The following is a 24,882-nucleotide window of genomic DNA, read 5'->3' as shown; positions in this document are numbered from 1 at the left end:
AAATAAAGAACCCACCCGTAGTCGCCCCCCGTACAGCGATATCAATTAAAAAGAAATCCACCTTTGCCCCCCAATACAAAGTTCCCTAGTGCTAGATTAGAAATTAATTTAAATGATTTAAGCCATTTACGATCTATCCAAACATGTAAGTCTGGAGCATCTCATAACCATATGAATTATAGTATGCAAGTGATACGTACTATTTTGAGGGATGCAACTAATGGAAACCATGATGGCAATTCATCAGAATCGACATCTAAAAATTCTAGGGAAAGGGCCATTAAATATTCGGCAACTAAGTTATAAACGTACGACCTACTGAATAGTCTTAACTGAAGATATAGCGCAAACATCGATAACATTAACCCAAGTCAGTCTTAGCTCGTTCCAACGACAAATATGTTTTTCAGGTAATCCAATTCCAGCCTAAATACCGCGCACCAAAAAAGTGCAAGGGTCAGTGACTGTGCTAGAAGTGTGCTAGATTTGAGAAACGTGTGTTGTTAAAGCATTGAAATCATTGATCTCAATTTCGCTAAAATCGCACTGTGCTAGCTATGTGCTAGCAAGTAGCCGGGTATATGGCAGTGCAGCATTTGAAATAAATTATTGATATTGTTGTGAAAATTGGAGCGGGCGAGGCGATTCGAACGCCCGACCCTAACCTTGGCAAATATGGTAATGAGCTATTTTTCTCAGTGATTTCAGTTGCTTATTTTTGCTGTGCTAGCAGTGTGCTAGGTTTTAATTAACGAGATCTAATCCCTCAAACCAATGACCGCCCAAGGGATCGATTTTGTATCCAGAAACATTTTTTGAGATGGGGACTGTAACTAATGAATGTGCAATCGTTGCCCAAGGAGCTTGTTCTTTAAAGATTTTTTGAGCTTCGTGGTAAAGCTCCATTCGTATATTTCTGTCGGTTTCAGATTTTGCTTTTTTGATTAACTTATCATATTCGTGATGGCACCAATGCGCTCTGTTCGATCCACCAACGCCATCACATCCGAGCAAAAGAGATAGGAAATTATCTGGATCACCATTGTCACCTGACCAGCCGAGTAACAACGCACCATCTCTATCTATAGAGCGTGATTTACTCAAATAAGTACCCCACTCATATGTGACAATTTCAACATCAACACCGATTCTTCTGAAATCTTCTTGGATGAGTTGGGCCATTCGCCTTGCATTGGGGTTGTATGGACGCTGCACAGGCATAGCCCATAATTTCATTGATAAGTTTTTAACTCCTTCGTTGTCTAGTTGCTGCTTCGCTAGAGTTGGATTGTATTCATCGTCTTTTATCGAAGCATTATAACCCCAAACCGAAGGGGGTATCGGGTTGATTGCGATACGGGCTGATCCTTGGAAAACGCTATCAATGATGGATTTTTTGTCAATTGCCATATTAAGAGCTTTTCTAACTTTTGGGTTATCGAAAGGCGCAACCTTCGTATTATAGGCCATAAAACCAATATTTAGTCCCTCCTGTTCCAATACCTTTAGATTAGGTTTATTTTTGAGATAACTGATGTCTGAAGGACTGGGGTATGCTGAAATATGGCATTCTCCTGCAACTAGTTTTTGAGCTCTCACCGCTGCATCACGTGTGATTGAAAAAACGAGGTTTTCAATGTTTTGTTTCGCCTTCCAGTAAAGCGGATGGGCTTGATATCTAATTGCGCTATTAAGACTGTAATTGACGAATTGGAAGGGGCCGGTGCCAATTGGATTAAAATTCAAATCATGTTTCTTATTTGAGGCTTCTATTTGAGATGCGTATTCTGCAGATAAAACTGATGCGAAGTCCATCGCAAGGTTTGCGAGCATAGAGGCTTCAGGTCTATTTAATGTGATTTTGACTTTATAGTCATCAAGTTTCTCAATTGTCTTTATGAGTGTTGGCATGGACATGCCTTGGAAAAGTTCCCAAGTGGATGCCCCAGTGTAATTGTAAAATGAATGATTTTGATTGAATTGCCTGTTGATGCTGAAAATAACATCGTCGGCATTAAAGTCTCGTGTGGGTGTAAAGTAACTCGTTTTATGAAATTTAACTCCCTTACGTAAGTTAAATATATAAGTAAGTCCGTCATCCGATATGTTCCAGCTCTGTGCTAGGCTTGGACGAATATTTGTTGTGCCTTTTTCAAATTCCACTAACCTGTTGTAGATTGTTCTTGAAGATGCATCAAAGGTTGTCGCTGATGAATAAAGCGCAGGATCGAATCCTTCGGGTGCGGCTTCGGAACAAAATATCAGAGTTTTTGCAGTAGCGAAGTTAGAGAGTATAATTAAAGCGGAAAATGCGTTAATTATGAGCTTTAAATAGGGCATTAATCTTTATCTACTTATTGAATCTCAAGAGCAGTTGTTCTCAAATTGCGGCGTTAAAAATACATCTTTGCGTCATATGATTTCTGTACTAGAATTTCATTTTCTATTTCAAAGAAGCCTCTATGAGTTTTCGTTCCAACACCAATTTGATTGTAGCGTATAGCCTGTATAACACATTCCGTCTTGTTTCTCGCGTCAAGTTTCATGCTTGCGTTTTGAACGTGTGCCACCACCGTTCGCTTGGATATGTTTATTGCCTGGGAAATTTGGCCAGACGTGTAGCCAAGTGCACACAGACTTACGACTTGGCGCTCTCTTGATGTCAGCTCTCCCTCCCTCATTTTTAGCATGTTGAATTCCCGGGCTCTAATAAATGACGCAGAAATCGCACACTTTAAAGCAGTTCTATCCGCGTAACTTATATTGTTCATTGCAATTTCTTCATGGAGATCCGGTATTTTCTCAATCGTCAGAATACACGCGCCTTGGAACTGGTATATTGGATCAATTGGTATCATCAGTATGTCTAAATTATCACGCGGCAAACCAGCAGCTTGGGCCAACCCAGATTTATTATGAAGATGTTCCTTCAAGATCAGAAAATTTTTCCAATCAACACATTTATTGATAACAATTTCATTACTGTCTGGGGTGTAATTTCTCCCAGTTTCAAAGTCCTTCCAGTCAATTTCCAAAATTAAATCATTCAATTTTTTACCCGGCATTGGTAGGCCGGTGATTATGTAATGCTGGCTATTATATAAAGAAAAACAAGTTTTCAGTGAACGCATGACATCTGTCCAACTGTTGGCGCACTCAATCTTTGATATCTCACCAATAATCGAAGTTAATTTGCAACATTGATTTTTTTTGCTCATGTCTTTCACATAGATTCTTTTAGCGTATTTTTACACTGTAATAAATTACAATATAGCTACACTTTTTCTTCAATTGAAACTTGTTGAGAAAAATTGAAGCTCCTGCAAAGTCGTCCTCTGTATGAGAAATTTGCATAATCTGTAACTAGTTACAATTGCGGGGGCCCCAACTCAAAATTAATGATGTGCGGCATACGAGGGCACCTTGTTAGTCTTGTTTTTTAATAGGAACGGTCTTTTCGACGTGGCTCGTTTATTGATGTCAATTGCAAAGCGAGTGAATTAAGCTAATGTGTACCAGCCTGGAAAATCACCAGAAACAATGTGGTCTAAATAATCAGAAACGTCAATTTCTTGGACGTGATGAAAGCAAATGTTTGTTCAATTCGAGCCTTTTGCGGGGTGTAAGCTTACTGGCGCTAACGATTGCAATTTTACCAGTTTCACCGCAGGCAAATGCGCAAGTAGTGATCGATGGTGGTAATGTATCTGCACAGGGTGCGGATGCCAATACGAATAATCCTGGTGCAACAAATGTCGGTACGCCGTATACGCCGGCAGGTGGTTTGGAAATAGGTGTGACCGGTTCTGGTACGTTGGTTTCAACCGACGGGACCATCTCTTCCTCGACCACCACAATTGGCAAAAGTGATGTCGGTATTTTGACTTTGCAAAATGAAGCAGCAGGCATGGTTGTGTTTAATGCGACTGGGAGCATCTTACTTGGTGAGAACGCTGGCGCGATTGGTACATTAACTGTTTCTGGGGCGAATACATCAATTGCAGGCTCCGGGCAGGATTTGTTTATTGGCTTTAACGGGGAAGGTGTAGCGCAAATTGATGCAGGGGCATCGGTTGTGATGGGTGGTTTAAACGTTGGTGCGAATTCTGCGACGAGCAAAGGCACACTTGTGGTGGATGGCCTGGGTACTTCTCTCGTTCTCGATGATAACTCTTCAACCATGTTCACTATTGCTGGTTCGTCAAGTAATCAAGCGCAAATGACTATTTCCAATGGTGCGCTCGTTGATAGTGGGGGTAATGGAGCCAGTACCCCGCGTGCGTTTGTGGGAAGACAAGCTGGATCGAATGCCCTTATGACTATTACTGGCTCGAGCGGTGCTACAAATTCTACTTGGGATCACAACGGTTCTTTAACGATTGGTGAGTTTGGAGTTGGCGCTATTGAACTTGAAAATAGTGGTGAATTGTTGGTTTCAAACAACTTTGAGGTTGGTGGTAACAGTGCCGGTGATGGCACATTAAATATTTCAACAGGTGGTAAGGCGACACTTGGAAGCACTGTTTATGTCGGTAATGCAGCAGGATCAACTGGTTTGATTGAAGTTGACGGAGCTGGTTCTCAGTTAAATTCAACTGGCGCTATCTTTGTGGGTGGAAGCGGAACTGGAACTATAAATGTAAAAAATGGGGCTGTCGCTTCATCTAACGGAGGGATTGTTGTTGGGCTGAGTTCTGGTTCAAATGGCACTGTCGTTGTTGATGGAGCTGGAAGTCAATTTAATTTTGTAACATCTTCAGCTTCTATTCTTGTGGGAGATGTGGGAACTGGTAGCTTGACGGTTAGTAACGGAGCTGTTGTTACTTCCGATGGAGGGCTGGATATTGCTCGGTTTTCAACATCATCTCAGGGTACAGTTACGCTAACTGGAGCTGGTGCCACCTTAACAACAAAATTATCAACTAGTACCGTCGGTAGTCCTGGATTCGATCCTGTGAGTATAGGTAGACGTGGCACTGGCATCTTGAATATTTTAGATGGCGCTGTATTCACAAGTGGTGATGGGGTAACAACAGCGTTTGCTAAGGTTGGGGTTGAAGCCAATGCATCAGGCACAGTCACTATATCTGGAACAAATTCAGCTTGGAATCATTCTGGCATTCTTGGTATTGCACGTTCAGGTACTGGCGTAGTATCTGTGAGTGATTCTGGTGCATTGGTTGCAGACGACATCAATATAGCATTTGCTGCAGGTTCAATTGGCACTTTAAATATTGGGGGAGCAGACGGCAGTGCAGCAACAAGCGCTGGCACAGTAACAGCTACGCAGATTGCTGCGGGAGCGGGAACGGCAACTTTAAACTTTAATCATACCGATACTAATTATAGTTTCGCAACAAAACTGGATGGTGATCTAACTGTAAATAATACGGCAGGAACGACGAATGTTACAGGCGATTTGTCCAGTTTCACGGGCACCATTAACGCCAATGGTGGATCGCTTTATATAAATACAACTGTTGCGAATGCAGCCGCGATCAATGTGAATGGTGGCACTTTAGGTGGTGCGGGCACTTTAAACGCTATCTCTATCGGAAATGGCGGAACACTGGCACCCGGCAATTCCATTGGGACTATTAATATCTCAGGTAATGCGTCTTTGGGGGCAGGGTCAACCTACGCTGTTGAGATTGACAGTGCCGGTAATACTGATCTGTTAAATGTTGGTGGAACATTGAGCATTGATCCAACAGCTGTTGTTAATCTTGCGCCTGAAAATGGCACTGATGATGGTTCAACTTATACAATTGGCCAGACATATACAATTGCCACGGCTAACGGTGGTGTAACTGGTACGTTTGCGTCTATTACCGATAGTTTTGCTTTTATCGATGGAGAGTTAAGCTATTCGGCGAATAACGTTATCTTGACGCTAGTCCAGGCAGCAAACTTCAACTCTGTTGCGACGACAGGGAATCAAACGAATGTTGCTAATGCAGTACAAGCTCTGGGATCAAATAATTCTGTATTCACATCGCTTGCAACTCTTACAACTGCGCAAGCACAAGCCGCATTTAATGCCTTGTCAGGTGAAATTCATGCATCTGCCAAAAGCGCATTTATCAATGATAGTCGTTACCTAAGAGATGCTTCACTATCACGTCTTGATGATAAGCAGTTTGATGGCAACCAAGCTTGGATTGATGTTTATGGCGGTCTATCAACACTTGGAAGTAATAGCAACGCGGCAGATGCTGATGTAAGTTCTGGTGGCATTATTGCAGGTTTGGAAACATCTGAAGATAACTGGCTAGGTGGTATAGCTGTCCAGCTTGGTGCCTCGGAGATTTCAATTGATAGCTCACGCGATAGTGTTGCGAAGAGTTCTGATTATGGCATTGGGGGTTATGGTGCTTTTAATGTCGAAAATATGCGGCTTGCGCTTGGTGCTTCCTATACTTCTCATTCGATAAAGACGAGCCGAAACATTGCATTTGGAAGCTTAACTGAAACAATTGCTGGTGACTATGATGCATCAACCGCTCAGCTATTTGCGAAGTTGAGCACAGAATTGGAAACTGTGTATGGCAACTTCACACCATTTGCACAAATTGCAACTATTCGGCATCAAACTGATGGGTTTACCGAGAGCGGAGGAAGTTCAGCGTTAAGTAACGCTGCAACGGACACATCGACAACGTTTACTGTTCTCGGTGTTAGCGCTCAACGTTTAACTGTTTTGGATAATGGTAAAGCTGCGAAATTTAGCGGTACGATTGGCTGGCAACATGCATTTGGAGATAGAAGTGCAAACTCTGCTACAAACTTCTCTGGTGGTCAGCAGTTCAATGTTGAGGGGGCCAGCATTTCTCAGGATGCATTGGTACTCAAGTTTGGATCCGAAGTTCAGATGAATGAAACTACAAACTTTAACTTTGATTATTCAGGTCAAATTGGATCAGGCGGCAGCCAATCTCATTCAGGTCGTGCCGGATTGTCGGTCAAGTTTTAGAGCTTATAGCTTTATCACTAATATTTTTATGAGATGGCCCTATACTATCGATGGTGTAGGGCCTTCCAGAAAAATATATATAAGAAGGTCAGAAGCAATTTGATTTATGGTTCATTGAAAACACTCCCCAAATTGGCAGTCATAAAGAAACTGTTTTTCGCGTTTATAGTTGTGGCGGTGACCATGACCATGTTCGTTTTTCCTAAAGTTATTTCTAATAGTCTGGCACAATCGACTCAAGATCGAATAAATCAGATAACGCTTCCTGGTGGTGCGACATCCTTGAATGAAACTCACGGTAATTGGACAGTTAGCTGTGGCAAAGGTCAAACGCAGATCACACTTTGTGCGATGAGTCAGCAGTTATTCAATCCTGAAAACAAGCAACGTGTAATGGCAATTGAACTGACAATGACGAAACAGTCTATTTTGAGTGGCACCATGGTCTTGCCATTTGGTATCAAGTTATCGGAAGGGATACTACTCTCAATTGATGAAGGAGATGTACAAACAAAAGTTCCATTTTCGACGTGTTTACCAATAGGGTGCCTTGCGCCATTGAGTTTTAACACAAAAATGATTGATGCTTTTAGAGCAGGTTCAATTGTTTCTATTGCATTAAAGACGATGGAAAGTACGCAGCTACAAATTGAGCTATCACTCGATGGTTTTTCAAGTGCACATAATCGGATTATTGCTCTGAAGGGATAATTGAATCTCTTTTTTGATTAAGAAAATAGACCTACATTGCTGCTGAGTTTGGCGAAATGTCGTTATATGTTAAAATGGTGACGTTTAAGTCTCCATCTCAGTGAAATGTGCAATCATGATAGGTTTCCTACTGCAGCGTTTGGGTTTGATCCTCCTCACAGTATTTGGGGCGAGTATTGCAGCATTTTTTTCATACGAGTTCTACCTGGAGATCCAGTGTTATTAATGTCAGGCGAAAGAAGTACGACGCCGACACGTTATGCAGAACTAGTTGAACAATTTGGATTTAATCGCTCATTATTCTCCCAATATTTTGATTATCTAACTTCAATAATACAAGGAGATTTTGGTTATTCGCTTGTGACCAAGGGGTCTGTCCTTGGTGAATTCATGAGTTATTTACCTGCAACGATAGAGTTGACTTTTTTTGCGTTGATCCTAGCGGTTATGTTTGGATTACCAATCGGGATCTTATCAGCAATGAGATATCAACGCTGGTTTGATAATTTATTTATGGCCATCACGTTTGTTGGCTACTCTGTGCCAGTTTTCGTATCAGGGTTATTGCTTGTTATATTGTTTGCTAGCACACTGAATTGGTTTCCAGTTTCAGGCCGAATATCCTCACTGTATTTCATACCTTGTAAAACTGGTTTTATGGTTGTTGATACTTTTATTTCTAATGAAAAAGGGGCGTTTATATCAGCTTTACACCACTTATTTTTGCCATCACTAGTTTTAAGCACGATACCTTTTACGTTGCTGGTGCGTCACACGAGGTCAGCGATACTCGAGGTAATGAAAGAGGATTATATAAGAACCGCGAGAGCTTACGGGCTGTCAGAATTTAAAATCATATTAAGACATGCTTTAAAGAATGCTATGGCTCCAATTCTAGCAACTGGTGGTTTGCAAATTGCAACCTTGCTGAGCGGAGCAATTTTAACTGAAACATTATTTTCTTGGCCAGGAATTGGTACATGGATTGTTGAATCAATTTCACGTCGTGATTACCCAGCTATTCAGGGTGGTTTGATCTTAATAATTTTGATTGTGGTGTTTGTAAATTTGATTGTTGATCTAATGTATCATGCAATTGATCCACGCATACGGTATGGCTGATAATATGTTGAAGCCTCAGCCTAGTATCAAAAAATCGCAATCGTTAGACTTTGACGAGTCAAAAAAGAACAAGTTTTTTCAAAATAGGCTTGCGGTTTTAGGATTGATTGTCGTTGTTTTTAACGTGCTTATCGCAGTTTTGGCTGATTTCGTTGCACCTCACTCGCCCGTTGAACAATTTCGTTCAGATTTCCTTACTGCTCCTGCATGGCAAAAAAATGGTGACTGGCGTTTTATATTAGGAACTGATGGATTGGGGCGAGACATACTATCTCGCCTCATATATGGTGCGAGATATTCATTCGCTATCGGTTTTTTTGCTGTCTTACTTTCTATGTTCGTTGGTACTACTGTAGGTATTGTGTCAGGATATATTGGTGGCTTTATTGATGCTATGATAATGCGTGTTACTGATTTATACCTCGCACTCCCTGGTTTGTTACTTGTACTGGTATTACTGACCATTTTTACTCCGAGCTTAGCAAGCATCACTATTGCTATAGCCGCCGCCCTTGTGCCACACTTTATCAAGATTGCGCGTGCATTGGCCATAAGAGAAAAAGTAAAAGGCTATTTTATAGCTTCTCGATCTATTGGGGCTAGCCACATAAGGTTGATGTTTTTGGTTGTATTGCCAAACTGTTTTGCTCCCCTAGTGGTGCAATCTTCGCTATCTTTTTCAGCTGCAATTATTGATATTGCAGCTATCGGATTTTTAGGAATGGGAGTTGCACCCCCTACGCCGGAGTGGGGGACTATTCTTTCAGAATCTAGAGAGTTCATTTTCATAGCACCATGGGTCATTTGGGCACCATGCAGTGTACTTATTTTAACTGTAATTGCCATAAATCTTTTGACGGATGGATTGAAAGAAGTTTTTGATCCAAAATAATTACAAAAGATATGAAAAGGAAAATATCTTCTAGCTCCAAAATAATATTTTCTATCTTTTTGGGCTTTTAGATTACAACTTGATTTGTTTATATCGCACAGACATTTATTTATGCGATACTTCTTCAATTTAACTCGTATAAAATTATGCTGTTCTGATTTCTGTTAAATTAATTATTTTATAGTGGTCGACCAAAACTGAAACTACTTTTTGTATGATTCAGAAATCACTTTTACGAATTGTAGAGTCTTGTCTCTAATTTTTGGATTATCTATTTTTACAAATGCTTGCACAAGTTGAACACCTTGCTTGCTTGCCATGAACATAAGGTAGTCTTTTTCAGCCCCTCCAATAGCTGTGTCTTCCACCAATAATTTATCGCTTGTTTTGGGGGCATCTTTAAAAAAGAAATCTATTTTGACTTGGAGTACATCTGCAATCACCTGAAGTTTACTGGCGCTTACTCGGTTTTTACCATTCTCGTATTTTTGTATTTGCTGGAAGGTAACATTTAAGGCATCACCCAGTTTTTCTTGACTGACTTTAAGCATATTTCTTCTCAGTTTGATACGCCTGCCTACATGAACATCAATTGGGTTTGGTGTTTTTAAGAAGGCTGGGTTTTTACTGACCATTTAAATAATCCGAATATTCATTTCACATACGGAGTATAGATAGGCGAATTCCATCGCCGCAAGTTGTATAAATTTACAATATTTATCAGCTGCTGTTATCATTGAATGTGGCTGGTTAGGTCCTGAAAGCTATATTTATGAGAAATATTAATTGATGAACAAGGATCCAACTTTTTTATAGTTTCGGTTTTGATTGATCCTCTTATCATAGATTTCAGTTTTCTCTGTTGAGTATCATGCTATCCCTAGAAGTTAGGAATGGCGTTATTGTTGATGAATTTGGGCGCACGACGGGCTCGAGTATATGGACTGCTGGAGATTGTGCTAATTTTCTCTTTAATGGCGAGAAAATAAGATTGGAGAGTGCTGGCAATGCGATTGCGCAGGCAAAGAATGAAGCAGAAAATATAATGCGACACAACATACCCTATGAATCAAAGATTTTGTTTTGGTCTGATCAATATGATTTGAAATTGTAAATTGAGGGTTTGAATAATAACTATGATCGCGCGTTTACACGTGTTGCAAATGACGGCACTTCAAAAAGCATTTAGTATTATCGCGGCAATAAATTATTGCCTGTCGATGCGCTTAATAATCCAAGCGCTTATGGGCATGGGAAACGTTTAATAGAGCAAGGAAAATCTATTTGCCCCGAGAAAGTGGTGGATATTAATGTAGAGCTCAAATCGTATTTAAGCTGATTGTAGCTAGGTGTGCAATTTTCCATTCTTCTCTCAAAATATTTAAACGCTATAATTGAAAGATATGAAGTTCTGGCCGGCTCTTAAGCCAAGTCCCCTGCCGTGGAAGAGCTGTATGTTAAAAAACTACTCTTGAGATATGAAGCAGTCAGCTGAAGAAAACTATACTTACTTTTTCTCATTCAATAAGACTTCACCCAATTTAAGAAACAGCTCAAGTGTCTCATCATCCATCTGTGATGCAATTAGATTAAGTTGGGTGAAAAGGGTTTGGCGATCTTGATCGAGCTGAGGGTCAATGCCTTCGAAGAACTCACGCATGGGGACTTCAAGTGCTTTAGCTATATCATTGAGTGTTGAGAAGTTGGGTGCAGTTTTACCGCGCTCAAGATTAGAGATGGCTTCAAATGTCTTATCAATAGCTTCTGCAAGCTGAGCTTGGGTAAGCCCGCGTTTGTTTCTCAGTGTTTTCACACGTAGACCGATATTTTGTTTCAATTGATCTGACATAACTTGATTTATAAAGCCGTGTAAAGTGCTTGACCATTATGTTTTAAGACGCTATCGATTTATCAATTAGATATTATAAGCCGTATATGAGGTGGAAAACCGAATTTCTGCCAACGGCGAAGCTTTGGTCAAAGGAGATTATTATGAAACTATTGGCACTGGTTGTATTGGGTATTTTGTTTGCTGTGACATTGTCCCAAGCAAATAATGACGAGATTGATTACGTTCTAACGGATGAAGCACTTAATCGGCTTCATGCTGAACTCAATGCATGTGATGCAGATGCAAAGCAGTTCGGATTTCCAAATTATCGAAGATGTTCTGATGTCCAACATATGCTCGTTTCTCATTATTCCAACTACGATGAGTATCAGCTGGCAAGGAAAGCCAATCAATAAGATTTTCTTCTGAGGTTTTATCTCAGATATCGCCAAGGCACATCTGGTTCTTACGACGTTCCATTATGTGATGCCTTGAAGTGACAGAGACACGCGCCTTCCTCATTGAGCTGCGCGTGTTTTGTTTGCTGAGGCAGGGGTTTGTCTCCCCATAAGAAGTTTTTATCGCTTTTCATGGTGTGCTTGCCCAAATGTTTGCCGGGCTAATTCAATCAAAGGAAAATAGAATGACATCTAAAGAACCGCATCCAGTGGACATCCGTGTTGGTGCAAACCTTAGAACCCTCAGACAGCAACGCGGATATTCACAAACGCAACTGGCGGAGGTGTTAGGGCTGACGTTTCAGCAAGTTCAAAAATACGAAAAGGGTGCTAATCGTATATCTGCCAGTAAGTTATTTGAGATTTCACAATTTTTCGAGATTGGCGTGGCCAGTTTCTTTGAAGGCTGTTGCCATCAGAAAGAAGCTTCATCAATCCTATCTTATAGCCAAGCTGCTCTGGACGTGGCAGCAGCATTGGACAAAATTGATCATCCCAAGATCAAGAAACAGATCAAACAGCTTGTTCTTGTCATATCTAAATCACAGCCATTGAGCTGATCTTTCTCCTCCTACCATGACCTTTCTTAGTTTCTTTCAAAAGAAAGGTCGCTCTTTGAATGGAACGGCTTTAGATGGTCGTGACCTCTACAGATATTCAACGATAATATGAGGTCACAATATGTCCAATCTTTCCAAACTTACACTGACAACCACAACACCTAATCAGCCACTGACACCATTAGCCCGTAAACGTATCAAGCTGATGCAGAAGCTGGATCAGCAAATAGTTGCGGCTGAAGCAGCAAGCGAAGGGCTGGAACATACAACGGACGTTAAACGCTGGGTGACCAATAAAGAAACGGGTGAGCGGGAACAGATTACGCAAAGCCGAGCTGTAAAAAAATGGTGGTGGGCCAATGCTCATGGTGCATTAATGATTACACTAAAGGATGGCAACAAGATTATTCCATTGGATGACAAACATACATCCATTGAAGTCGGCGGTATTGAGCAGCTTGCAGGAACATTAGAAACTATCCGAGCAGCAGTGATTGCAGGTGAACTTGATGCGCAGCTTGAGAAGATCATCTCAGAGCGCAAGCCATTTGGCAAAAACATGAAACCCGCCGTGCAGCCATCAGCTTCCAAATCTGCAAAGTCCAGCTAATGGGAATGGCGCTTATCTTTATCGCAAGCACGTGTGTTTTCGTGCTTGCATTTAAATCCATTGGTTTCATCACGCGTTTTATGATCTTTCATTTCAGAACCGGCAGCATGATTAGCACAAGCGCACTGGTTATCTTTGCTGCCAGCGTTTGGATCATATGGGGTTAGGTGAGTTAAGTCACAGCAACATTCAACTTACTAAAATCAAACCGCCGCTATTTACCCTAAGACCCCTATAGAAGCTGCTACATGCGTTTGGCAGCTTCTATGTATATGAATAAGCTGAAATTGGATTCAGCTATCCTCATAGCGCACCACAGCGCCATTTTCATTATCCTCAAGAACACGCACTTCCCAATCTCGATTGGGATGACGCTGGATCAATTTCAACAATAGCTTTTCTGCAAGCTGTTCCATGCTTGATGAACCCACATTATGTGTGTCACCTGGAAACACAGATTGGCAAAAACGTTTTAACTGGAAGAATTCAATCTCCCGATCTGCGTGAAGGACATTCACTCGAACAAAGAAGTGCACATTGTGTCGATGCAAATTAGCCAGAAACGACACATCATCACCGCCGCCTGTTGCCAGCTTTGGATCTTCATCAGCGCCATCCAATTGGTGGATGATTTCCCGTTGAAAGCTGATCTCAATATGTCGGTCTATATTCGCCTGTTTAAGTGCAATTATTTCACTCATCTTTATCTCCTTGGTTTGATGGAGACAGATAAATGAGCAACAAATATCGTTCAGAAAAGAAGTATTTTTTATGGAGTGAGGCTGATCATGATTGGGTTGATATCAAGCTTCAAGTTCTCTGAACTTCAATGCAAACTTGGTTCTGTTATCGACGTTCGTTTTCTTATAGATCGATTTGACATGCGTTCGGATCGTATGTGGGGACAGATCAAGCATATCTGCAATGACTTTATCGGAATGTCCTTCACACATCAGCTCTGCAATATCATATTCTTTTTCCGATATATCTGCCCATTTTTCTGAATGTTCTTTCAAGGCATGTCTAATATCACTTGGGATAAATTCCACACCATCGCAAATCAGATGAATAGCTTGAGCCAATGATTTGCCTGAGATGGATTTATGGATCCAACCCATAGCGCCGTTTCGCAGAGCATTGCGTACAAGATAGGTGTCGGACAATCCTGATATCATGGCCACCATTTGATCTGGATTGGATTGCTTGATCAACTTAAGACCCTGCAAGCCATTGATCACTGGCATATCATAATCAAGCAGGATGAGATCATATGGATGTCCATCCTTCATCTCATTTAGTGCATGTTCCACTGAATCAACTGCATGAACATCTATCTCATCATCTATTTCCTGCATAAGGTAAGCCAGTGATTGACCGATCATAATGTGATCATCGACAAATAGAACGCGTTTCATGGTGTAAAATTCTTTGGTTGATTAAAGCGTGTGTTTGAAAGTAACTTCGCGCAATGATGCATATATTTCAATATAAAAAATTTGATGCTCCTGTCTTTTTGGGTCTCGTTGTTCTTTGGCTCGCTGCTTTTAAAAGTGCCAGCCTGTTCAGTTTCCTCGGGACCTATTCCAGTCTTTGGTATTTGCCTGCGGGGATTACATTATCAATTGCAATAGCCGTTCCTTTACGATTTGTCCTAGCACCATTAATAGCAAACTGGCTGCTAGCTGTTCCATTTGTTTCTTCCCTATTGGATGTTGAATATACGAGTGTGCCTGATCATCTGTTTCATGGCACAAGGTTATTTGTCGTTTATGCAGGTGCAGGACTAATCCTGAGATTTACTTTCAGGATCCAGTTCCCTGTTTACAATCTTCCAGACCAGTTGAAAGTGATCATCGTCACTCTGATTGCGGCGGTTTTAGGCGCAACAAGTGGCGTGTCACTTCATGTGGCTATGGGTAGTTTTGATTGGGATTTAGCCAAAGATATAGTTCTGCCTTGGATGATTGGGGATGGTATCGCGGCCATCATTGTCCCGCCGCTGCTCGTTCCCATTCTTCTGTCACTATTCAAATCTCAAGAGCAAAAGACCTATTATTTTCCAACCGCCAACAAGCTGCTGATGCAAGTGGTAACTATTCTGATTGCCATGTATGTGGCGTTCGGCCTGTCTGAAGATTATCCTACTCTTCAATCACTCTGGTTTGTCGTTGTCTTGCCACCTATTGTCTTTGCAGTTCGCGGCGGCATTCCAGAAGCCGCAACCGCAATTGGAATAACAGCATTGCTGACACCCCCTGTGGCAACATTATTCGGGTTTGAAGGCGAACGCATATCATTACAGTTTCTTCTTTTGATCAGTGGTTTTGTTTGTCTCATGATTGGTGGGGCCATATCAGACCGCAACAGAGCCATTGCTGCCATTCGGCTCCATGAAGAAGAATTAGAGGCACTTGTAGCGCAACGCACGGATCAACTGCAAAAGGCCTTTCAGTTTCAAAAGCATCTCGTTCGTTCTATTGGTCATGATGTTCGCCAACCGCTTTATGCGCTCAATCATATGCTTCACGGTCTGGAAGCCGGTAATAGCCAAGAGAAACTGAAAGCCCCACTCGAACAAGCTGTGCTAATGGGCCAAACAGCTTTGAATATAACACAGCGTATTTTGGATTATGCAAAACGTGAAGCTGGTAAAGTAAAGCCCGTCAATGAGACATTCGCCATCCAATCTGTGTTTGATAAAATCGATCAGATGTTCGCGTTTGAAAGAACCAACAAAGATATCAAACTTAATATCCAAACCACGGATTTGAAATTGGTTTCTGATGAGCATCTTGTTTTAGAAGCCATAGCCAACCTAATTCAAAATTCTATTCGTCTTAGTAAGCATGAGGATGTTGTTCGGTTGAGCGCAGAACATATAGATGGAAAGATCACCATTATCGTCAATGACCAAGTAACAAGCGATGATGATCCATCAGGGGAAGCAGGATTTGGCTTGGAGATTGTCCGTCAAATAACCAAGCTGCTCAATATTGAATTTTGCTTTGATCTCAATACCGCAAAACTGCGTTTCTGAGCCCATAAAACACCGATTGAGAAAAACTTTCGGCGCCGAAAGTTTTTTTATTTTTTCGGTGCCGAAAGTTTTTTTCCTACCTCATTTGAGTGAGCCCTTTCACTCATTTGCGGTAGTGGCTCTACCTCAAAATGTATAGCCCACTCACTCATAATCGTGCGCACAAATCAAAATTAATCTGACAGGTTCTGCTTCGTCTTTAAATGAACGGAGGGGTTCTTATGCCTAAAGGATTTTGGACGACTGCTTACATAGGCATGGTCGTTCTCATTAATATTCTATTTGTTTCCATCCCAATGGTGCCAATCTTTGGCACGATGTTTCCACCTGTGATGCTGGTGGTAGGGTTTGTGTTTGTGTTTCGAGATTATTCACAAACCGAGATTGGCCATTGGGTGTTTGTCGCCATGCTGGTTGCTGGTGGCATCAGTTACATTATGGCAGCGCCCGTTGTGGCGATTGCCAGCGTCACAGCGTTCTTTATTTCTGAAGCTGTTGATTGGGCAGTCTTCACTTACACAAAGAAACCACTTGCTACACGGATACTATATTCATCCGCCCTAGCAGTCCCTGTTGATACAATTGTTTTCCTGCAGATGGTTGGACATTTAGATATGGTCAACTTTGTGCTTGTGACCTTAGCTAAAATGATTGGGGCAGTTACCTTCTGGGTTATTCTGCGCAAGAGAGCTGCCAAAGAAGGTGAGGTGGCAGCATGAGTTATATTCTTCAATGGAGCCTCATTTATATAATTTCTTTCGTTTTTGTCATTGGTATAAATGTCAGCCTACCCATGCTGAAAATCGATGAAGTAAATATATTCCCAGCAATGATGTTATACGGTGTGTTCTTGGTTCTGCGGGAATTTGGAAATCCTAAAAGTCATCCCAGTTTTGAGTCTGTAATACTTGGTGGCGCACTTTTCAGTCAGTTATTATTTGAAACTGTGCACGGCCCTATGTTGGGAGTGGTTCTTATAATAGATGAAGTGATCCTGATAAATTTGTTTCGGTTCACTAAATCAGGCTACTGGAACCATATCATAATAGCTTGTCTTGTTTGCCCGCTCATATGGACCTCCGTGTACTTTTATAATTTTGCACCATTTAGCACCACTGCTTTCATTTTTTTGATTATTGTAAATATCGTAAGTGCTTTGCTCACTGGTTCTTTGCTTCAGAGATATTATCGCAATGAAGTGGAGGCCGCCTAATGCCTACACTTTGGATATTTGATATTGAACCGCATGAGCAACGCTATACGGGGGAATGGCAGAAATATCTGCCAAAGCAGTTGGAGAGCTATCGCTTCCATAAGAATTTGAAGCATTGGCACATTGAAGTTGTCGATACTGTTTCTACAAGTGGGAACCTGCCCAAAGGTGCGTTTTTAAATTTTGCAGAAACTAATGTCTATAAATCCTATCAAGTGTCTGCCTTTGCCATCAACGTGGATAAGGGCAGGGTGAAGAAAGGCGACAGGGTTCTATTTACGGATGCCTGGCATCCTGGGGTGATTAACTGCCGCTACATGTCAGATCTACTTGATCTTGATCTCAGCATAGATGTGATGTGGCATGCAGGTAGCTACGACAAGCATGATTTGCTGGCGCAGAAGGCCTCAAACACGAGATGGAGCTACGCGTTCGAACGTTCGATCTTTGAAGCAGCTGATCAAAGTTACTTTGCAACTGAGTTCCACAAGAAGCTGTTTCTAAGAACTCTGAGGCTCAAGGATAATGGTGAAGCCAAAGTGGTTGGCTGGCCAATGGAATATTTGCCACGTCTTTTGAAAGATCGACATCAAACACACAATAAGGACCTTCTCATCTTTCCGCACAGGATGTCAGATGAGAAGCAATGGCAAGCAGTTGACATTCTGAGACCGCTTCTTGGAACTTACAAGATTGTCTTTGCACAGTCTAAACCAAGGACAAAAACAGAATATCATAATCTTTTAGGTCAAAGCCTTGTGTGCTTCTCCGCCAGCAAACAGGAAACATTGGGAATTGGAACTTATGAAGCCATGTTGTGTGGTGCGGTTCCAATTGTCCCAATGCGTTTGTCTTATGAAGAGATTTACCCTTCCTTTTGTTACCCATCTATCTGGACCAGCAGTTTAAAGAACGTCAGTAAGTTCGCACCCGCTCTTGCTGCTCACATTCTCAATGTCCAATCTGTTTATCAGCCCCAAAATATTCATCAGATGGCGTTGAAGATTGGCAAGAAATACTTCGATGGAGGAAAGCTATATGCCGAACTCTTCAGAAAGTAAGTTTCAAAGCGATGCACCGCGACCCTTTAGCGAGATGGAAACGGAAGAGGAGATGCGAGCAGCATTTGACTATTATGAGCAGCTTTATCAGGAAGATTGGAAAGTTTGGGATTATTCCAAAATGGCGGCCTTCCAAAATATTGCGCTTTATACACCTGCTTTAAGTGACGGCTATATCAATAATGTTGCAAGGCTTGCAAAGCAGCAGCAAGAAGCCATTAAAAAATGCGATCCGACATTAGACCCGTTTCATGTACTGCTGAAGGATACACCTTATTCGTTGAAGGCTGATGATCTGAAGTTCATCAATCCCAATTCAAGATTATGTTTTTATCCTTGGGTTCTGTTTAGTGGTGGACAGGGGGCTGATACACAGAGTAAAGCGGATAAAGATAATTGGGTTACGCAGACACCAAGAGATGAACGCGTTGTTGTCCTGGGTGACAGCGGGGGGTTCCAAATCCAGCAGCAGACTATTCCGTTTGAAGCTGATAGCACGCCCGAACGAATGCTGAGATGGCTCGAACGCATTGCTGATCAATCCATGATCCTGGACTTTCCAACGGGTGGTATCAGCACTGGAGCCATGGTGCCGCATGTTGAAAGGCTTATCCAGGAAGGGATTGATGTAGAAGCTGAAGCTATCAAAGCAGGTTTTTCAACTGGCTATATGGGAAGTCTTATTCGGACAAAGCAGAACAATGAATATTTTGCAGAACATCGTGTACCAGGTAAAACCAATCTTCTGAATGTGCTTCAAGGTCGGAATGAAGAAGAAAGCCATTATTGGTATCAGAATGTCAAATGCTTTCCGTTTGAGGGATGGGCCTTTGCTGGCAAACATTCAGTACAGCTATCCATGACACTCCGTCGTCTAATACAGATGCGTGATGATGGATTATTAAGGCCCAATCAATGGATTCACTTCCTGGGCGTATCCACGCTGAAAGTATCTGTGGCGCTGACAAACATCCAAAGGAAATTACGCCAACACACCGATGCCTCAAATGTTCAACTGACTTTTGATTCCAAAAGTCCCACTGATGGTGTGTCTAACGGCTATCGTGCAGTTGCGGGCTATGACTTTGCGCCGGATAGATGGAGCTTTCATACTGCACCCACAAATCTCAAAAAGTATGAAAACTCAGAACGGCCAATTAAACATCTTGCGACTGATTGGGTAGAGCAGGGCGAACATCGTGTCCTCTCTCATTCAACACTCGCCCATTTGCTTCAGCTTCAACATCTTGTTGCTACAAATAAAGACCCAGAAACTGGCAAGCGTGTCCCATCTGCTGTTCAACAGGCACTGCTTACCCACCATAATACCCAAGCCATGATCGAAGGCTTTCGTCATGCCTATCGGTATCTAGATGACAAACACGCCTCTCAAAGACCGGTGTCCATTCAGTTTCTTGATCATTATTTGGAAATGATCTTCAAACATGAAAGCCCGATGTCCATCATTGATGATCACGAAGCCAAACTCGATGCCCTCGCTCTTGAAGGAGTATTTGGAAGATGAATATGCAGACCGACATTGATCACGACCACAATCAAGATCACCGTTTTAAACAGTTCGATGCGAAGCTGGACAGGATCGAACAAGCAGTTCATTCATCTCAAAAACTGCTCAAATCTTCGAACAAAAAAATTCATGATGCTTTAAGCCTGACCCTTGAAATGGGATATGAATTTGAGAGCAATAACATCGAACATGAAGATGATTGGCAGTTGCTCAAGGATTTTCTCGTCTATCACGAAGAACGCTGGTCGTTAAAATGCGAAGGTAACATTTTCCATGGACTTGTCAGTGTTGCGTTCAATCAGATCGATGACAAAGGGTTTGATGTTCATTCCGCACCAACTCTTTCAAAATATCGAGCAGTTCTAAGATATGCGTTTGACGGCAGACTTTCCTCACAAAAGCTATGTGAATTACTCGAAGAAAAAACGCTTGATGATGTTTATCAGGAAGCGGTGTCTCAAGCTAGGTTTGATCCTCTAGACCGTTATGTGGAGGACACGAATGCTAGGTTTGACCGAGCCAGCAAAGAACTTCTGAATCAGGCAACGCTTCCATCTGCGAAGTTTACAACTGATCTTCCAAAACCTGATATCAAAACAGAATTTGCAACAGCCATTATAAAGCTCAACAGCTCTGGCTTCGATGTGGTTGGCTTTGTTGAAAATGAAACAGAAGACCAGATCAAGTCAAAGGTGATTAGTCTTGTGCCTGACGAAGCCAAATATGCCAGACAAAAACTGAAAGATAAAAATCTATATCCGCTCTATGTCTGCTGTGATCTGTTCCGGCGTTTCATTCCCAACATAGCAACAATCAATTCATGGGAGAAAGCTGCAAGCGCAGCACAACGACCAACATTGCCTGATAATCCAGATCAGCAACAGGTTGATGATTATGTTCGAGCATTAAACAGACAAAGAGATTTTGAAGATATGCGTAAAGCCAAGCTCATCGATCAGATCAAACAGGGCAATACTCCAAAAACAAACAAGTTTCTGATGCTCAACCTTCTGAACTTCAGACAGGTAAAGAACAAACTCACTGCTAGCTCGCTCACGACCCATCCAAGTACACCCTATTTGGAGTTTGAGTTTCCATTTGAGAAACAAGTACGGTTTTCCAATCGCAAATTCATGATCAAAGATATGGATGCGAGTAATTTCAGCAAAACATTCCTCGAAAGTGATTGGTCCTTGAGACGGAAAGCCAATAATATTGCAGCAATATCAACCAACCCCAAAGAACATCCGCTAATATTTACAGACTATTCTGACCTTGCAAACTGGCGCACAATTGATAGTTCATTCCAATCCATAGGGCATTACAAATTAGAAGCTAGTATTCTCGACAGCTTGAGCAAATGGAAATCAGACTTTGCAGACAGACCGCAGTTCATGCGCAAGAGCTTCCAATCTATATTTGCCCTTGAAACCCGCGACGATAAACTTGAACTCGTCTTTCCAAATGAACCAGCTGAAAGACGAACCTTGGGTACATTCATGACAACAAAACAATCCGCCGTACAGCCCAACTTCGATAAACAACGTTTCTTTGAAATGAAGCAAATCAATCAGCTCATCCAACTGGCACTAGATTATCGTATTCAGTTTGAGTTCGAGCTTCTTGAAAACCATCAATCCATTGCCGCCATAAAATTCCACATCAATGGCTTACCATTTAAAGCTTCAATCACAATGCCACTTATGATCTCAGTCAAAGGAAATCCAACCGAGATTACGAAGTAAATTAGGATAGGGAAAAGGTGAGTGTGTTTCTGCTTGGCAATCTAAAGCGGATGTATAGAAAAAGTGGACTGATGAGGAAAATGTGCCAGAAGCGGACATTGAATTTATGCGAGACGATTTTCAATAATGTGCTAATATATGCTGTTTCTACATCAAAAATGGAGATGTGAATGCGATAGCGGCTAAACTTCAACTCAACGGCGATGCTGTATTCTCCACGAGGATCATTAAAGACAGACCTTGCCTTCGTGCTGCCCTTGTTAATCACCGCACCACATCAGATGATATTCGCCAATCAATTTCTGCCATCGAAAACGCAGTTTTAAACATCACAACTTAACTTGTTTTCGGGCTACAATTTTTCCAACTTATTCTGATAGGCGTTTCCGCCTTTCCATAAATCGTGATTTTCATAATTTTCGCATCCCTTCTCAATTAAATTGTTAGAAATCTTGGGAACTTCTACCAAACAGACAATGCAGTTATTAACATTATATAGCCGCTTGATGTTCGCAAAGCGGAGCATCTGCGTTCAAGGTTAAAATAACTTTTCGCTGTATTCACGGGGTAAAAAGATAATCTGAAAATACAAAGTCTTAGCCTAAAAGCTTGGCGTTTTCTGCATCGTAAACGGAATCGGCTACAACGGTAGCCACGTAATTGTTGGTTAGGATTTGTATATCCAATTGATCGCCCACTTTTATGGCTCGTCTTTTTATCCACGCAACAGCCAGCATTTTTCCGGTGCGCCATCCCATGCCCCCTGAAGTGACATACCCCAAAAGATCGCCGTCTTTTGAAACTGGTTCTGTACCCCAGCATGGCGGTGCGTTAGCATCGATCTGTAGCGTCACCAAAGTTTTTAAAGGTGGTATCTCTCGTTCCGAATCTACTACCGCACGGCCAATATAGGATTTGCTCTTTGAGCAAAACCGATCCAACCCAGCTGCATGTGGGGTAATTTCAGTGGTCATTTCATGTCCCCAGCTGCGATAACCTTTCTCTAAGCGGAGCATTCCCATCGCACGGCCACCAAGGAGAATAAGGTCATGATCAGAACCTGCTTTCATAACGGTATCAAAGAGTGCTTTTTGGTTTAGCATGGGGCAATGTAACTCCCAGCCCAATTCGCCTGAGAATGAAACGCGCATGGCTGTGCAGCGCACGCGACCAATTTCAACTTCCCTTGATGCCATAAATGGAAAATTATCAAAGGCATCATCAGATAACACATTTAACAGCGCACGTGATTTTGGACCAGCAATACCAATTGCAGCCATTTGATCGGTTATGTTCTCAATGAAGACATTATAATCTTCTGCGTGATCATTCATCCAACGTTGATACAACGCAACACCGAGCGTCGCACCCACAAGGTAAAAACTGCCATCTCCTGAATTGGCAATTGTTACGTCTCCGACAATGCCGCCACGTTCATTAAGCAGCAATGATAAAGCCATGCGCCCAGCTTTTATTGGCACTTTGGCAGAACCAATATAGTTGAGAAATTCTTCAGCATCTGGACCTGAAACGCGAAACTTACCATATGATGACATCTCACTCAGCCCACAGCCTTTGGCCATGGCTTTGGCTTCATTGCCAACATGTTCCCACCAATTTGGTCGGTCAAAGCTAGGTTCGTCTTTTGGTTCAACGCCCTCAGGTGCATACCAAAGCGGTCGCTCCCAACCATACGCTTGCCCCATGACGGCGCCATGAGCGAGCAAATCACTATATATTGGCGTGGTTTTGAGCGGTCGTCCTGTTTCGCGTTCAATGCCCGGATATATAATCTCATATCGCAACGGCAATATTTCATGCGTGCGCTCTCGCGCAAACTCTCGAGTTGTCCAATCTCCAAAACGTGCGACATCAATGAAGTGGAGATCTAGCTCGCTCTCTCCCTCCAGTATCCATTGGCTCATCGCCAGTCCAATTCCACCCGCTTGCGCAATCCCGCCAAGGAAGCCGCAGGCAACGAAGAAACCTGGTACACCAGGCATTGGACCAATTATTGGCCTACCATCAGGAGCGAAGCTAATCGCACCGTTCACACCACGTTTAATACCACTGGTGGCAAGGTCGGGGATGCGATGGAAAATCGCGCCTAATCCATCTTCTAATCGGTCCCAGTCATCTTGAAATAACTCTTGTCCAAAATTCCATGGTGCGCGCCCTGCGCTTTGTTGCCAAGCCAAGCGGCAATCTTGTTCCCATGGTCCTAAAAGCAGGCCTTCACCCTCTTGACGCAGATAATACTGACTGTCGGTATCACGGATCATTGGCAATTCTTCGTCAAGCGCTTGTACCGATGGCATAGCTTCCGTGATGAGATACTGATGTTCCATATTTGTGATCGGTAGCCGAGTTCCAGCCATGCGCGCGACTTCATCTGCCCAAAAACCAGCGCAGTTTACGATGATTTCGCATTCGAAAACTTCTTCGCCAGCAGTTAAGCGCCAATGTCCTGATGGCAAACGTGTGATACTATCAATTTGGCAATCTCGTTTAATCTTGCCGCCATATTTTCGCGCACCTGCGGCTAATCCCATTGTGACGGAGTAGGGATCTACATATCCTTCCTCTGGGTCCCAAGCGCCGCCTTCAAGGTCAGATACATTAAGTAAAGGATATTTATTTTTAATTTCTGCGGGCGTTACCAAATCATATTCAAGACCCAGTGCACGAAATTTACCTGCCAGGTGTTTGAATTCCTCCATGCGGGCATTCGTTTGCGCTAGAAAGAAGCCACCAACGATGTGACTGCTAACTTCTTGTCCAACTTCATCTGCTAAATTATCATATAGACGTAGGGAATATGCTTGAAGCGCCGACAAGTTTGCATAAGCAGATTGTGTGTGAACGTTGCCAGCTGCATGCCATGTTGCGCCGGCGGTCAATTCACGCCGCTCAAGTAAAAGTGCATTCTTTTCACCAGCTTTAGCCAAATGATAGAGCGTTGAAACACCAACTATCCCCCCACCGATTACAATAATTCGCGCATGTGTGGTCATCTTGTTTCCTTAGGCTGTTACGCTGGACAATGTGTCAGCTGAATTGTCTTCGCAAAAACAAAGTCATCACGAAGCACACTTGATATTCATATCCAGAACCAATAATAACTAATGATGTCAATAGTTT

20 protein-coding genes and 2 pseudogenes are annotated in these 24,882 nt (G+C 42.2%); 15 read left to right on the top strand and 7 right to left on the bottom strand.

Annotated features, from left to right (window positions below; genetic code table 11):
* Positions 1-744: 744 nt before the first annotated feature.
* Both ACZ1GZ_RS01680 and ACZ1GZ_RS01675 read right to left on the bottom strand, forming a co-directional pair.
* Positions 745-2,340 carry an ABC transporter substrate-binding protein gene (locus ACZ1GZ_RS01680; RefSeq protein ID WP_472666690.1) on the bottom strand — a complete coding sequence of 532 codons (1,596 nt, stop codon included), beginning with the start codon at positions 2,338-2,340 and terminating at the stop codon, positions 745-747.
* A gap of 53 nt (positions 2,341-2,393) precedes the next feature.
* Positions 2,394-3,218, bottom strand: a complete 825-nt coding sequence (locus tag ACZ1GZ_RS01675) for a response regulator transcription factor (RefSeq protein ID WP_472666689.1) — start codon at positions 3,216-3,218, stop codon at positions 2,394-2,396.
* A gap of 377 nt (positions 3,219-3,595) precedes the next feature.
* Here ACZ1GZ_RS01675 and ACZ1GZ_RS01670 point away from each other — a divergent pair, with 377 nt between their 5' ends.
* The 4 genes and pseudogenes from ACZ1GZ_RS01670 (at position 3,596) to ACZ1GZ_RS01655 (ending at position 9,698) form a co-directional block, all read left to right on the top strand.
* Positions 3,596-6,973, top strand: a complete 3,378-nt coding sequence (locus tag ACZ1GZ_RS01670; protein ID WP_472666688.1) for an autotransporter domain-containing protein — start codon at positions 3,596-3,598, stop codon at positions 6,971-6,973.
* A gap of 183 nt (positions 6,974-7,156) precedes the next feature.
* On the top strand, positions 7,157-7,684 hold the full coding sequence (locus ACZ1GZ_RS01665; protein ID WP_472666687.1) for an invasion associated locus B family protein: 528 nt from the start codon (positions 7,157-7,159) through the stop codon (positions 7,682-7,684).
* 115 nt (positions 7,685-7,799) lie between these two features.
* Positions 7,800-8,806: pseudogene (locus ACZ1GZ_RS01660) on the top strand (ABC transporter permease).
* A complete protein-coding gene (locus tag ACZ1GZ_RS01655; protein ID WP_472666686.1) occupies positions 8,799-9,698 on the top strand; it encodes an ABC transporter permease subunit in 900 nt (299 codons plus the stop codon). The pseudogene ACZ1GZ_RS01660 and the gene ACZ1GZ_RS01655 overlap by 8 nt, the downstream one beginning before the upstream one ends.
* Before the next feature lie 203 nt (positions 9,699-9,901).
* On the opposite strand, the gene ACZ1GZ_RS01650 is transcribed toward ACZ1GZ_RS01655, so the two are convergent.
* Entirely contained in the window at positions 9,902-10,333 is a 432-nt protein-coding gene (locus tag ACZ1GZ_RS01650) for a helix-turn-helix domain-containing protein (protein WP_472666685.1), read from the bottom strand.
* A gap of 236 nt (positions 10,334-10,569) precedes the next feature.
* On the opposite strand from ACZ1GZ_RS01650, the gene ACZ1GZ_RS01645 reads away from it, so the two are divergent.
* Both ACZ1GZ_RS01645 and ACZ1GZ_RS01640 read left to right on the top strand, forming a co-directional pair.
* A complete protein-coding gene (locus ACZ1GZ_RS01645) occupies positions 10,570-10,812 on the top strand; it encodes an FAD-dependent oxidoreductase (protein ID WP_472668211.1) in 243 nt (80 codons plus the stop codon).
* A gap of 87 nt (positions 10,813-10,899) precedes the next feature.
* Positions 10,900-11,037, top strand: a pseudogene (locus ACZ1GZ_RS01640) (oxidoreductase C-terminal domain-containing protein); the annotation flags it as partial.
* Between the two features lie 168 nt (positions 11,038-11,205).
* On the opposite strand, the gene ACZ1GZ_RS01635 reads toward ACZ1GZ_RS01640, so the two are convergent.
* Complete coding sequence (locus tag ACZ1GZ_RS01635; RefSeq protein WP_472666684.1) at positions 11,206-11,547, bottom strand: helix-turn-helix domain-containing protein; 342 nt, start codon at positions 11,545-11,547, stop codon at positions 11,206-11,208.
* A gap of 143 nt (positions 11,548-11,690) precedes the next feature.
* Here ACZ1GZ_RS01635 and ACZ1GZ_RS01630 point away from each other — a divergent pair, with 143 nt between their 5' ends.
* The 3 genes from ACZ1GZ_RS01630 to ACZ1GZ_RS01620 all read left to right on the top strand — a co-directional run bounded on the left by ACZ1GZ_RS01630 (position 11,691) and on the right by ACZ1GZ_RS01620 (position 13,157).
* Entirely contained in the window at positions 11,691-11,945 is a 255-nt protein-coding gene (locus ACZ1GZ_RS01630; RefSeq protein ID WP_472666683.1) for a hypothetical protein, read from the top strand.
* Positions 11,946-12,172: 227 nt separating this feature from the next.
* Positions 12,173-12,547: a helix-turn-helix domain-containing protein gene (locus tag ACZ1GZ_RS01625; protein ID WP_472666682.1), complete on the top strand. Its 375-nt coding sequence runs from the start codon at positions 12,173-12,175 to the stop codon at positions 12,545-12,547.
* A gap of 121 nt (positions 12,548-12,668) precedes the next feature.
* Entirely contained in the window at positions 12,669-13,157 is a 489-nt protein-coding gene (locus ACZ1GZ_RS01620) for a hypothetical protein (protein ID WP_472666681.1), read from the top strand.
* A gap of 293 nt (positions 13,158-13,450) precedes the next feature.
* On the opposite strand, the gene ACZ1GZ_RS01615 is transcribed toward ACZ1GZ_RS01620, so the two are convergent.
* Together ACZ1GZ_RS01615 and ACZ1GZ_RS01610 are read right to left on the bottom strand one after the other, a co-directional pair.
* The gene (locus ACZ1GZ_RS01615) at positions 13,451-13,858 is read right to left on the bottom strand and encodes a hypothetical protein (protein ID WP_472666680.1); all 408 of its coding nucleotides are present in this window, start codon (positions 13,856-13,858) and stop codon (positions 13,451-13,453) included.
* A 102-nt stretch (positions 13,859-13,960) separates the two neighbouring features.
* Entirely contained in the window at positions 13,961-14,572 is a 612-nt protein-coding gene (locus tag ACZ1GZ_RS01610) for a response regulator (protein ID WP_472666679.1), read from the bottom strand.
* A 53-nt stretch (positions 14,573-14,625) separates the two neighbouring features.
* On the opposite strand from ACZ1GZ_RS01610, the gene ACZ1GZ_RS01605 reads away from it, so the two are divergent.
* The 6 genes from ACZ1GZ_RS01605 (at position 14,626) to ACZ1GZ_RS01580 (ending at position 21,741) form a co-directional block, all read left to right on the top strand.
* Complete coding sequence (locus ACZ1GZ_RS01605) at positions 14,626-16,194, top strand: sensor histidine kinase (protein WP_472666678.1); 1,569 nt, start codon at positions 14,626-14,628, stop codon at positions 16,192-16,194.
* A 221-nt stretch (positions 16,195-16,415) separates the two neighbouring features.
* Positions 16,416-16,913 (top strand): hypothetical protein, encoded by a 498-nt coding sequence (locus ACZ1GZ_RS01600; protein WP_472666677.1) that lies wholly within the window; start codon positions 16,416-16,418, stop codon positions 16,911-16,913.
* Entirely contained in the window at positions 16,910-17,407 is a 498-nt protein-coding gene (locus ACZ1GZ_RS01595) for a hypothetical protein (RefSeq protein ID WP_472666676.1), read from the top strand. The genes ACZ1GZ_RS01600 and ACZ1GZ_RS01595 overlap by 4 nt, the downstream gene beginning before the upstream one ends.
* The gene (locus tag ACZ1GZ_RS01590; protein ID WP_472666675.1) at positions 17,407-18,468 is read left to right on the top strand and encodes a glycosyltransferase family protein; all 1,062 of its coding nucleotides are present in this window, start codon (positions 17,407-17,409) and stop codon (positions 18,466-18,468) included. Before ACZ1GZ_RS01595 ends, ACZ1GZ_RS01590 begins: the two co-directional genes overlap by 1 nt.
* Complete coding sequence (locus ACZ1GZ_RS01585; protein ID WP_472666674.1) at positions 18,446-19,993, top strand: hypothetical protein; 1,548 nt, start codon at positions 18,446-18,448, stop codon at positions 19,991-19,993. Before ACZ1GZ_RS01590 ends, ACZ1GZ_RS01585 begins: the two co-directional genes overlap by 23 nt.
* Positions 19,990-21,741 carry a hypothetical protein gene (locus ACZ1GZ_RS01580; RefSeq protein ID WP_472666673.1) on the top strand — a complete coding sequence of 584 codons (1,752 nt, stop codon included), beginning with the start codon at positions 19,990-19,992 and terminating at the stop codon, positions 21,739-21,741. The genes ACZ1GZ_RS01585 and ACZ1GZ_RS01580 overlap by 4 nt, the downstream gene beginning before the upstream one ends.
* A 596-nt stretch (positions 21,742-22,337) precedes the next feature.
* Here the strand turns inward: ACZ1GZ_RS01580 and ACZ1GZ_RS01575 are convergent.
* Positions 22,338-24,755, bottom strand: a complete 2,418-nt coding sequence (locus tag ACZ1GZ_RS01575; RefSeq protein WP_472666672.1) for a GcvT family protein — start codon at positions 24,753-24,755, stop codon at positions 22,338-22,340.
* Positions 24,756-24,882: the final 127 nt, after the last annotated feature.

It is taken from the genome of Lentilitoribacter sp. JB5-8 (assembly GCF_055693385.1).
Note: the sequence above shows the minus strand (reverse complement) of the source record. Positions and strands in the feature narration are given on the sequence as shown.